Source organism: Halobacillus karajensis (assembly GCF_900108515.1).
Lineage (GTDB): Bacteria > Bacillota > Bacilli > Bacillales > Halobacillaceae > Halobacillus > Halobacillus karajensis.
On sequence record NZ_FNWW01000007.1, the window covers coordinates 152,985 to 165,076 of the forward strand.

General features: G+C 44.6%; 8 protein-coding genes. All 8 read right to left on the reverse strand.

Annotated features, from left to right (window positions below):
- Window positions 1–17: 17 nt before the first annotated feature.
- The gene (locus BLW54_RS15110) at window positions 18–1,787 is read right to left on the reverse strand and encodes an IucA/IucC family protein (protein WP_074735578.1); all 1,770 of its coding nucleotides are present in this window, start codon (window positions 1,785–1,787) and stop codon (window positions 18–20) included.
- Window positions 1,784–3,298 (reverse strand): pyridoxal phosphate-dependent decarboxylase family protein, encoded by a 1,515-nt coding sequence (locus tag BLW54_RS15115; RefSeq protein WP_074735580.1) that lies wholly within the window; start codon window positions 3,296–3,298, stop codon window positions 1,784–1,786. The genes BLW54_RS15110 and BLW54_RS15115 overlap by 4 nt, the downstream gene beginning before the upstream one ends.
- 4 nt (window positions 3,299–3,302) lie before the next feature.
- Window positions 3,303–4,679, reverse strand: coding sequence for an aspartate aminotransferase family protein (locus tag BLW54_RS15120; RefSeq protein WP_279626561.1), 1,377 nt, complete (start codon window positions 4,677–4,679; stop codon window positions 3,303–3,305).
- Window positions 4,680–5,028: 349 nt separating this feature from the next.
- A complete protein-coding gene (locus BLW54_RS15125) occupies window positions 5,029–6,357 on the reverse strand; it encodes a 2-hydroxycarboxylate transporter family protein (protein ID WP_035510468.1) in 1,329 nt (442 codons plus the stop codon).
- A gap of 39 nt (window positions 6,358–6,396) precedes the next feature.
- On the reverse strand, window positions 6,397–7,578 hold the full coding sequence (locus tag BLW54_RS15130; protein WP_035510465.1) for an NAD(P)-dependent malic enzyme: 1,182 nt from the start codon (window positions 7,576–7,578) through the stop codon (window positions 6,397–6,399).
- Window positions 7,579–7,712: 134 nt separating this feature from the next.
- Window positions 7,713–8,423 carry a response regulator gene (locus tag BLW54_RS15135; RefSeq protein WP_035510463.1) on the reverse strand — a complete coding sequence of 237 codons (711 nt, stop codon included), beginning with the start codon at window positions 8,421–8,423 and terminating at the stop codon, window positions 7,713–7,715.
- Window positions 8,420–10,024 (reverse strand): DcuS/MalK family sensor histidine kinase, encoded by a 1,605-nt coding sequence (dcuS, locus tag BLW54_RS15140; RefSeq protein ID WP_035510462.1) that lies wholly within the window; start codon window positions 10,022–10,024, stop codon window positions 8,420–8,422. Before dcuS ends, BLW54_RS15135 begins: the two co-directional genes overlap by 4 nt.
- A 227-nt stretch (window positions 10,025–10,251) precedes the next feature.
- Window positions 10,252–12,078: an asparagine synthase (glutamine-hydrolyzing) gene (gene asnB, locus BLW54_RS15145; protein WP_074735584.1), complete on the reverse strand. Its 1,827-nt coding sequence runs from the start codon at window positions 12,076–12,078 to the stop codon at window positions 10,252–10,254.
- Window positions 12,079–12,092 lie beyond the last annotated feature (14 nt).

Consider the following 12,092-nt stretch of genomic DNA (forward strand, 5'->3'; position numbering starts at 1 on the left):
TATCATAAACTTTAAAGTCAAGACTCATGAACGGTTCCCACCTTGTCAGCAAGTGGATTTTCAATAGTCGTATAAACCGACTGTGCTTCCATCGGGCCCACTAGTTCATCCATATCATACAAACGTGTCAGCAAGTTAGCTTTACAAGGAAGCCTGCTTTCTTCTAACAAACTATGAATCAATGAAGAAGGGAGGTATGCCGTTAAGCGGGTACGGAGTTGATCCATCAACTTCTCTTCTTCAATCAGTCCGCTTACACCAAATCCATTGATCAATCCAAATAAATGATTAAAGAAGAAATAATAGCGCAGCCGTTCCTCTGCCACGTCATCGGCACAAATAGTGTCACTTTTTTCATTTAAAGAAGGAAGCAAACGTGCCAGTTCATCCGCTTTCGATTGACAGAAGTAATAACCCTGGTTATCCCGGTAATAAAATTCATTAGGATAACCATCTTCTAAACGAATCACAGAATTCTGCTGGTGGGCTTCCAAGGCAATGCCATAATTGGTATAGAGCCATAGAACCGGATCTAAACTGATGGACAAATACTTGTTAAACCACTCCAGGCTTACTTCTTCAACTGTCCGTTTTTCCCGTTCAGCAAGGTCTTGAATGATGGCATGGAGCCTTGATTTCCCCCCGTAGGCATGGTCTTGTACCAGACCAGCAAGGAGACTTGCCTGCCGGGTGTTTTGATAAAATGGATTCTCCCTAAGAGCGACTTCAAAACCTGAAATCTCTTTATCCAGCGTTATATTAATGGAAGCCGGATCTTTCATAATATGAAACTGTGGATGATTCACTCTCAATTGATCCCCAAGATTTGTATCCAACAGTCTCGCCACTTCCACTCCTCTCGCCAGTTCTTTCGGCTGATTAAATCGGAGCGAATTGGTGATTTTTACAGGAACGGAGAATTTATACATGAAGCCAGCGTCTTCACTGTACAATGTCCGGAAGGAAGATGTGGCTGTAAATAGAGGTCCCGCCGATCCAAGGTATTTGAATTCTCCGGAATCTACCAATGCCTGGACTTCAGGGTCCTCCATGACAACAGCCGCCTGCAGCGGGTGGACCGGGATCAAGTAGCGGCCCTTATGCCATTCCTTTTCAAGGAGATCTGCTCCCTCGGTTTGTTTCATATCTTCAAAAATCAGTTCAGCAGCAGACCGATCCATACTGGATTCTTGCTCAACAAGTAACGGATCCGCACTAAAAAAGTGGAGCTGAAATCTCCCTTGATATTCCGGTGAATACGTCCGATCCTGTGCCTCCGTGAGGCCTTGTTTACTTTTGGGAGTTGGGTGCATCAAATGACCAAACAACAGGGACTGCTCGGCATCAATAAAATCAAACGTTCCCTCTAATAATTGATTCTGGTCGTCTGTTCGCTCCCTGATATAGTCTTTCATGTTCTTACAGCTGAGCAGGACCCGAAGCACCAGTTCATCTTCAGAAAATTCCTGCCCATTGCCGATCAGCCATTCCTTTACTAGCAGAGTGGCCATTGTTACATAATCAAGAGTGTGGTCATCTTCACACCCTTCTGTTTGATAAAAAATAGGAAAATCAAATACATGCCTTCCTGTTAAAGACCAGTAGCGGACAGGCACATTAATCCTTATGTTTTGCCGCGTTAGAGGAATACGTATCATTCGCTGGGCGTCTTCTCCTACTGGATCATTCGGGGCCGGTGCCCATTCATAATTCTCCGTTTCTCTTAAATAACAATTGAGAAAGCTTTGCATCGTCTTCTTTTCGGCTATTTCTTTAGCTCTTTTCAATGAGGAGTCCCTCCTTTGATCTGTTCATAAGCTGTATTTTCAATTTCGTCGATCACGCGGCTCACATCTCCTTCACTCGTCCGTGGGTTCAATAGTGTAAATTTCAAATATGTTTCCCCATCCACTGACGTTTTGGCAAGGACGGCTCTGCCTTCCCGGAAAAGCTTCTGCTGGATGTTTCGGTTCAGCTCTCCGGCCGGATGATGACCAGCAGGGCGATATTGGAAAACGACGGTCGACAGTTCAGGAGAGGCATTCTCTACATGGAAACACCCGCGTCTCTCCAATTCATGCGCGGCATATTGAGCCACTTCAACCGTCCTGTCGATCATGCTTCCTAATAAACCAGTCCCCATCGTTTTTAACGTCAACAAGACTTTAAGAGCATCGAATCTTCGAGTGGTCTGCACACTTTTATTGACCAGATTCAAAATGCCATCTTCTTCGTCTTCCAAAGGATTTAAATAATCCGCATGGTGGGAAAGCAGCCCAAGGTGTTTGCGGTCTTGAAGTAAAAACACCCCACAACTGATCGGCTGAAACAGCCACTTATGAAAATCCAGGGTCATAGAATCGGCGTGTTCTAAGCCCTCAAGCTTATCACGGTGTTCGTTACTCAGAAGCAGTCCCCCGCCATAAGCCGCATCCACATGGAGCCATAGCCCCTTTTTCTTACAAAAATCCGCAAGATTTGGAAGCGGATCAATGCTTCCAAAATCCGTCGTGCCGCATGTAGCAACAACTGCAAAAGGAAAAAGCCCTTCCCCTTCCAGCTGTTCTACAATTCGGCACACTTCTTTGAAATCCATGCGATGTTTCTCATCTACCGGAACAGGGATCACGGCCTGTTCGCCAAGGCCAAGCTGGGATATGGATTTTTTGACCGAAAAATGAGCTTCTTCGGAACAGAGCACCCTCATCTTCCGAAAGTCTTCCGGTAGGCCATTCGTTGGCACATGATGGTTCCATTCGGTCAAACAATAAGCGTCACGAGCGAGCAGCAGCCCCATATAATTGGACTGTGTCCCGCCACTGGTAAAGACTCCATCGGAACCTTCCGGAAACTGAACCAGCTGTGTCCAGTAGCGAATGAGTTCTTCTTCCACATAGGTCGCAGACGGACTCTGGTCCCATGAATCCATCGATTGATTCAGGGCTCCAATCATCAATTCTGCCAACACTCCTGGTAAGACAGGAGGACAATGGAGATGCGCCATGCTCCTTTCATGGGAAACGTGGAGACTGTTTTTTAGAATTGGCCCCTCGATTTCCTTCATCACCTCATAAAGAGATTGAGCTTCTTCATGGATGTCCATGACGGGCCGAAGCTGTTGTTTGATTTCTTCCACCGTCAGCCCCTCAAAAGGCTGATCCACTTCCTTAAACACGCGGGCGAGTGTATGGACAACGATCTCCGCTTGGGTGCAAAAACTCTGAACGCCTTCTTCTCCTTGCTGGAGGAAAAACAGATCGAATAGATTTGGTTTGGAAGTTTTCGCTGACGTCACCATAGATCTACTCCGAAACAGCCGCAGCTAACGCGTCATGGAAAATCGAAAGAATCTCATCCACCTGTTTTTCCGTAATGATTAAAGGTGGCAAGAAACGAAGAACCGCACCGTACCGCCCGCCGTCCTCAAGAATCAAACCGCGGTCAAAGCATTCCCTTTGAATGCGGCTCGTAAGTTCGGGATTCGCTGGATAGCTTCCCCTTACGGAAGGTTTGCCCGATGGATCAACGATCTCCACTCCGATCATTAATCCTCGTCCGCGTACATCACCAATCTGCGGATAGTGATTTTGCATCTTAGTTAATGCCTGGGTAAATTTATCGCCCATGGCTTCCGCATGCTTCGAAAGCTGGTGTTCTTTAACGTATTTGAGGGTGGCGTTCCCAGCCGCCATCGCCATTTGGTTTCCGCGGAAGGTTCCAATATGAGCGCCCGGCTCCCATGCATCAAGCTCACGATCATAAACGACGACCGACAATGGAAGGCTGCCACCGATCGCTTTGGAAAGAACAAAAGCATCCGGAACAATTCCAGCATGTTCAAAGGAAAACAGTTCGCCAGTTCGCCCGATCCCTGTTTGGACTTCATCAATAATCAAAGGGATGCCGCGCTCTTTCGTAATACGGCGCATTTCTTTGAGCCACTCAATCGGAGCTGGAATCGCCCCTCCTTCTCCTTGAACCGTTTCAAAAATCATCGCTGCTGGAGGAAGAATGCCGCTTTCAGGGTCATCTAACAGCTGTTCGATATACATTGCACTCAGCTCAGCCCCTTCTTTTCCTCCCTTTCCGAAAGGACAACGGTAATCATACGGATAAGGAAGAAAATGTGTGTCTGGCACAAGCCCCTGGACCCTTTTTTTTGGTGCCAGATTTCCACTGATCGACATCGTGCCATGGGTGGCTCCGTGATAGCCGCCTTGAAAAGTCAAGATACTTTGTCTGCCTGTTGCCGTTTTAGCAAGCTTCAGAGCAGCTTCAATCGCATCGCCTCCGGTCGGACCGCAAAACTGAATTTTCGCCCTCTCACGAAATCCTTCCGGAAGGCTTGAGAATAGCTCATCTACAAAGCTTTCTTTCACTTCAGTTGTAATATCTAAGGTATGTAAGGGCAGTCGGTCATGAAGAACCTTCTCCATGGCCTCAATGACAACGGGATGGTTATGCCCTAGAGCCAGCGTTCCGGCCCCTGCCAGACAATCGATGTAGGAATTCCCCTCTACATCCGTAATATAAATCCCTTCTGCCTCTTTAATTGCTAAAGGAAAACTGCGGGGATAGGATCTTGCGTTAGACTCTCTTTTTTCCTGTTGATTCAATAACTCTTGATTGGATTTTTTTATTTGAACACTCATTGCTGTCCACTCCTTTTTTTGCTGGATTGGTTGTTCAACGCTATACTAGTTGATAATGATTATCAGTGTCAACAGTAATTGAAAACTATTATCATTATCAATCAGGGGGGCTTGAAGCTCTTAATTACTGATATAAAGCCTTTTTATAGACCAAAGTATGAACAAATTATTTCTGATAATTAGGAAAAATGACCTGAATTCAAAATGTACCTTAGGCTCATATGAAAGGAGTTCCTAATCCTTTCGTTACCTAAGGCTAAGAACCTGTGCAAAACATAAAAAATCCACCTTCGCTTCCGAAGGTGGATCTTGTTCGTTGTAACCTGTTCTTCTTTTCTAAACTCTTGACCAAATGAAACGGTCTTTTTTGCTTGTCTTACATCAATAAAGGAATAAGTAAACCAGCTAACAGCAAGATGATGGCTCCCCCTAAACGGGAAGAAATCTGCGCGAACGGCATAAGTTCCATTCTCTTGGATGAGGATAAGACAGCTACATCTCCTGTCCCACCCATGTTAGCCATACACAATCCTGCTGTAATGGCTGATTCAATAGGATAGAAGCCGACAAGTTTACCGAGCAGACCTGCTCCGATAACAGCTCCCAAGATCACGCCAAGAACCGTAACAATGTATTGCAAGGTCAGTGCTTCTAGGACCGTACCTAAGTCTGTGTAGGCAATACCAATCCCAAATAGAAGAGCAAGCGTCCAGTTTTTAGCTACGAATTTATACCACTGGTTCGCCCCATCTAATACACTTTCTGGGATAATGTCTGCAATTTTAGCGACAGCCACAATAATAATCATGAGGGCATAGGCGTGAAGCGGGATAAATCCAGCCGCTAATGTTCCGATCGTAAAGAACAGAATCGCCGCCATCAATCCAATGCCCATCTTTTGAATATTAAAGGATGGTTTCTCTTCTTGGTATTCAAACCCTTTCAATAACTGGCCGTTCCCTGATAAGGAAGGGACTTTTTTTCCGAGAATATGAAGCATGCTTGCGAGAATGATTGCAAAAACGTTCCCTAGAGCTAATGCGGGTACGAGCATGGATATATAGTAACTCGGGTCATTCCCCATTAATTCACTATAAATCTGACTCATTGGCACGGCGCCTGCTCCCATTCCGCCGCCCATGATAGGCATAGTAATCACCAGAACCGCATCTTTTAGTGAAAACCCGACGATCGTGCCAAACAGGCCTGCCACAACCATGGCACCGATGACGGCACCAAAAATCGGCAGGAAGTATTTCAGGCCGACTTTAACCAGGATCTTCTTATTCATCCCCAGTATGCTCCCCGTAATTAAAGCAGCAATATAGAAATTTAAAAAGCCCCCATCTTTCATGAAATCATTGATCATCGTTACCGTTTCGCCTGGTATTAAACCTGCATACACCATATACGCGGCACCAAAGATAGCAAGAATGGCGCCACCTCCTAAGTAAGTCCTTAGTATAGGAGTATGATCACCGATCCATCCAAAAAGCTCACCAAGAACCATCATAACAAGAAGACTGCCAAGCATGCCTCCTGGCAAGTTTCCCGTGTACATACTCACAAGGGTTAGAACGGTAATCCCCAAAAACCAAATAACAGGAAGACCAAATATTGTAATCGTTTTCTTTTCACTGTTAATAAAAGTGATCGTTTGCGCTGCAGACTGATTTGTATCCACTCTCTCAGCTGAACCAGACATCTAATCTCTCCTTTTTCTAATGGATTAAGAACATTTCATTTAAACTACGCATACTTCTTTTTCGCTGATGGTTTGTCCGACCGCATCGGCGACTGCTAGGGCAACTGTTTGGTTCAGAGCGCTAGGAATCACATACTCCGGACAAAGTTCTTCGTTGGATACCACCTTAGCGATTCCTTCCGCTGCTGCTACCTTCATATCCATCGTAATGTCTCTTACTCTATGATCGAGAGCTCCTTTAAAAATGCCGGGAAAAGCAAGCAGGTTATTGATTTGGTTAGGGTAATCCGATCGCCCTGTCCCTACTACAACGGCTCCAGCCTCCAAGGCATCTTCCGGATAAATTTCCGGAATTGGGTTCGCTAAAGCGAAAATAATGGCGTCACTCTTCATCATCTTTACCTGCTCTTTACTTAGCACACCTGGTGCGGACACACCAATAAAAATATCCGCTCCTTCGATGACTTCATTTAAACCGCCATGTACACCATTTAAATTTGTTTTTTCCGCCATGGAAGCTTGTCTAGCGTTCATCCACGGGGCTCCTTTTCTAACAATGCCTTCTAAACTTACAAGCGTCACATTCGTAAATCCGGCATATAAAAGCAAGTCAGCAATCGCGATTCCAGCAGCCCCTGCCCCGTTAATCACAACCTTTGTCTGTTGTTTTGTTTTGTTCACGATTTGCAGCGCGTTTATTAAAGCAGCAAGGACAACAATAGCTGTTCCATGTTGATCATCGTGAAAGACAGGAATATCAAGCTCCTCCTTTAATCTCTCTTCAATTTCAAAACACCTCGGGGCAGAGATATCTTCAAGATTGACACCTGAAAATGTCGGCGCCAAAGCTTTTATAGTAGAAATAATCTCTTCCGTGTTCTGTGTATCCAAACATAAGGGAAATGCGTCAATGCCGGCGAATTTTTTAAACAGAAGGCTCTTTCCTTCCATAACTGGCAAGGCCGCTTTCGGTCCGATATCCCCTAATCCCAGTACGGCTGTACCATCGGTTACGATGGCGACCATATTTCCTTTGGACGTCAGCTCATCTGCTTCGTCCGGGTTGTCCGCAATGGCCTTACAAATATCAGCCACCCCTGGTGTATAGACTAAACTCAAGTCTGTTCCTGTATTGATAGGCACTTTACTGGATACCTCAATCTTTCCTCTAAATGCACGATGTAAATTAATGGTTTCTTCACTAAGGCATTCTTTACTCATTTTCTGAACCTCCAACTTAACTGAATTCGATCTCGGATATGAGTTTTACCTTAAATGAAAACGCTTTACTTGCCCATCATATGAAAGTAAAAATTTTATTGTAATTAAAAAAAGCAGCCCAAATAGCTGCTTTCCTAATGATAGAACTCGAGGTCCAAATCTCCTGTATTTTTAATTTGATATTGGTAAACGGGGCGTCCCACTCCATAGACGAGCGTTTCCTCCAGAAAATCTATTTCCTTTAAAAACTTTAAATATTTCCGTACAGATACCCTGGACACTTCTGTATCCTGTGCGATTTCATCTGTTGAAAATGCCTCATTCTCTTTCGTACGGATCCTACGTATAATGAGCTCGAGTGTATTTTGTGTCAGACCTTTCGGCACTTGAATGCGTTTATTTTCTTGCCGATTCTCCTGGGGGATAAAAATCCGATCAATCTCATCCTGGCTTACATTCTGTTTATCCTCAAAAACCGCATACTTCTCTTTATATTTACCCAATGCGCCTTGAAGGCGGTCGAATTCAAAGGGTTTGATTAAGTAATCAATCGCGCCAAGTCGCAACGCCTTCTGAATTTGCTCTTTTTCTGAAGCAGCCGTAATCAAGATCACATCGACCTGTTCCTCTTTTCTTCGTAATTCTTTAAGCAATTGCAATCCATTCCTTCCTGGCATATACACGTCCAGAAGGATTAAATCTACTCGGCACTCCTCTAAACAATGGATCGCTTCCTCTTCATTGGCAGCCATCGCTGTGATGTAAAATCCATCCACCTGCTCCACATATTTTTTATTTAAATTGGCGACCATCGGATCATCTTCTACAATCAGCACGTGAATCATGCTTCTTCCACCTCCGCTTCATAAGGAATGATGAGACTGCAGGTTGTTCCTTTATTTACGGTCGACTCGATTTCCAGCGAGCCCCCAAGGGATTCTATACTCGTATGGACAAGGTACAGGCCATAACCCCTGTCCGTTCCTTTCGTTGATATCCCTTTTCGAAAGATTTCCTGCTGCTTCTCTTCTTTAATTCCGATTCCGGTGTCACTTACTTCAATTTCCAGCAGTTCATCGACATAAGAAAGCCTAAGAGAAATATGCTTTTCTCCCCTTCCCTCCAGACTCTCTATCGCATTATCGATTAGATTGCCAATAATCGTAACGAGTTCATGTGTCACAGATTCATCACTGGATGCTGGAATGACGGTTTCACATTTCACGGATAAACGGATGTTCTGTTCGCGAGCATAACTAAGCTTGCCTAGCATAAATCCAGCGAGAACAGGATCTTTGATTTTATTTGTGAGGATATCTGCCTCATGAATCTGATGGTCCACCAGCCGCTTGATATATGCCTTCACCTCTTCAAACGAATCCATCTCCGCAAGCCCCAGCAGGACGTGGAGCTTATTTTTAAATTCATGGGACTGAGCACGGAGCGACTCGGCATATAACCGTACACCTGTCAGCTGCTCAGCAAGCTGATTAACCTCGGTTTTATCGCGAAATGTTGAAATCGCGCCGACCACCTCATCATGGACGACCAGCGGAACCCGGTTCACAATGATGGAGGAGCCGTTAATGACCTGTTCTTCATCAGTCTCTGCCTCCCCTGTCTTGAGCACTCTCTCTAACATGGAATGAGGAAGATACTCAGAAATCGAAAGGCCGACCGGATCCTCATCCTGAAGCCCGGCTTTTTTAAAAATGTTTCGCGCTGACTTATTGACCAGTGTAATTTTAGCTTCCGCATCTACAGCTATAATCCCCTCACGGACAGAATGAAGCATGCGGTTTCGTTCCTCATGGATTCGAGCAATGGCTACAGGTTCAAGGCCAAACAGGCTTTTCTTAATGTACCGCGCCAAAAGATAGGCTCCAATAACACCAACAAGTGCACCAATGAAAGAGCCAATCAATATATTTCGGTGGCTGCTTTGCAGCGATGCTTCTAACGCATCCAGTGAAATTCCAATGGAAACAGCACCTACCTGTTCCCCATTATCAGCCATAATAGGCGTAAAGGCACGAACGGAATGCCCCAACGTTCCTTCAGAGATCGATATGTACTCCTCTCCGTTTAACACCCTCGTTTCATCCCCTCCCATGAATGGTTTCCCAATTAAATCTGGATTCGGGTGAGACTGACGGATCCCTTCCATATTCATAATAACGACAAAAAGAACATCAGAGGCTTCTTGAATACTCATCGCATAATCCTGAATGGCTGGATCCTCTGAAGAGTTTTGTAATTTTTCCTGAACGACCTGCGATTCCGCTACGGTTCTCGAAACGATCAAGGCCTTCTCTTCAAGCTGTTCGCGTATATTATCGCTTGTATTTTCCGTGATTAGAAGATCTGTAATTAATAATGAAAAAAGGACCACCAAAAGAACATAGAAAATGATCATCGTGCTCAGTTTAAAACGCATTTTGTTCATGCTCTTTCTCCTCATTAAAATTGTTTTTTTCAGTTTATCATACAAGCGCAACACCCCAGATCATTCTATGGCTTAAGCTGGGTGAGGGCTCATGAAACCTCTTGACCATAAAAAAGCTTGCAGAGAAATCACTTCTCTACAAGCTACAAGCGACTCCAGTTTAGTTAAAGAACGCATCTCTGTATCCTGTGTTTCAAAACTAAGACCTTTGCCACATCAGATCTACATTATAAAATAACGCGAATGTTATATTCCTTAAGCCAGGCATTTACTTGAATAAGGTAGTCCAGCAGCCCTTTCGCACTGGACCCATGGATTGCTTCACTCTTTCCTTCAGCGATGCTCCGAATTTTTTTGGTATCGATATAAGGGAGAATGGGAGAAGTTGGATCATCTAAGATCTCAAGCATCCATTTCTGAACCCCTTCTAAATATTTTTCATCCTTTGTACTTGGGTAAGCACTCTTCTTGCGATAGCGAACGTCCTCCGGCAGATAGCCTTCAAACGCCCGTCGCAATACCCCTTTTTCTATTCCGTCCACATTTTTCATTTCAATTGGAACATTCCATAAGTACTCAACAAGTCGATAGTCACAGAAAGGAACACGAACTTCGAATCCTGTCATCATACTGGCACGATCCTTACGATCCAACATAAAGGGCAGAAAACGGGAGATGAACATATAAGACATTCGGCGTTGTTTCGCTTGAAGGTCCGATTCTCCTGTTAAAACGGGGACCTCGTTTAAAGCCTCTTGATAGCGTTCTTTTTGATAGGAGGACAGATCCAGTTTCTCTTTCAATGAATCAGATAAAATCGCACTCATGCCTCTCATATTCAGGAGCCACGGAAAGACCTCCGCATCTAAAAACTCTTCCTGATGGAACCACGGATACCCAGAGAATACTTCATCAGCCGATTCCCCGGATAGGGCGACCGTTGCTTCTTTCTCCATTTCTTTAAAAAGGAGATACAGAGAAGTTTCAATCTCTCCTACTCCTGGAAGGTCCCGGGCCCTCATTGGCACCAGCAAATTTTCTACAAGTTCATCAGCATCCAATACCAGGGACTTATGGTCCGTCCCTACATGATCTGAAACTTTTTCCACCCAGGGCTCATCCAAATCCACACGTAAAAAGTCTTTCTCAAAATCCTGTTCATTGTTTTTAAAATCAATGGAATACGTGTGTAGTGTTTTCCCTTCTTTAGAAAATTCATTTCCTGCAATGGCCGTTAAGCCACTGGAATCCAATCCCCCTGAAAGCATAGAGACCACAGGGCGATCGGCCACAAGCTGTTTCTTCACGGTATCTTCCAAATAAGAACGGATGGTCGAAACGGTCGTATCAAGGTCATCCGGATGGGGGTGACTCTTCAATGTCCAGTAGCGTTTCACCGTTCGTTCATCTTTACTAATGGTTACATAATGCCCCGCCCGCACTTCTTCCACATCCTTGAAAACACCTTGTCCAGGTGTCCGAATCGGACCAAGACCAAAAATTTCGGAAAGTCCATCTTTATCAATGACCGGATCTACCTCTGGGTGAGCAAACATGGCTTTCAATTCAGAACCAAAAATAATGTCGTTTCCCCGGTTAGCAAAGTAAAGAGGCTTCACGCCAAGATGATCTCTTCCAAGCATCAGTTGTTCTTTACGTTCGTCCCAAATAGCAAAGGCAAAAATACCGTTCAACCGTTCGACACACGCTTCTCCCCATTCCAAATAGGCATGGAGAAGGACTTCGGTATCTGAGGAACTCTTAAAAAGATGACCTCTTTGAATTAACTCTTCCTTTAATTCTATAAAATTATAAATCTCTCCATTGTAGCTCAACGTAACAGTATACGAACCATCATCATAGACCATCGGCTGTTTTCCACCCTCTGGATCGATTACGATCAACCGGCGATGTCCTAAAGCCGCATGCTCAGATAACCATGTTCCCATACGATCCGGACCGCGATGCGTGATCGCTTTTGTCATATTTTCCAAAACGGACGATTGTTCACTTAGATTTTGTGTCCACGATACCCATCCTGTTATTCCACACATGATGTAAAAACCTT

Excerpts from the sequence above, each read along its gene's own strand:
- BLW54_RS15130 (WP_035510465.1), bottom strand. The coding sequence starts at position 7,578 with ATGAGTAAAGAATGCCTTAGTGAAGAAACCATTAATTTACATCGTGCA.
- BLW54_RS15115 (WP_074735580.1), bottom strand. The coding sequence starts at position 3,298 with ATGGTGACGTCAGCGAAAACTTCCAAACCAAATCTATTCGATCTGTTT.
- BLW54_RS15125 (WP_035510468.1), bottom strand. The coding sequence starts at position 6,357 with ATGTCTGGTTCAGCTGAGAGAGTGGATACAAATCAGTCTGCAGCGCAA.
- BLW54_RS15135 (WP_035510463.1), bottom strand. The coding sequence starts at position 8,423 with ATGATTCACGTGCTGATTGTAGAAGATGATCCGATGGTCGCCAATTTA.
- dcuS (WP_035510462.1), bottom strand. The coding sequence starts at position 10,024 with ATGAACAAAATGCGTTTTAAACTGAGCACGATGATCATTTTCTATGTT.
- asnB (WP_074735584.1), bottom strand. The coding sequence starts at position 12,078 with ATGTGTGGAATAACAGGATGGGTATCGTGGACACAAAATCTAAGTGAA.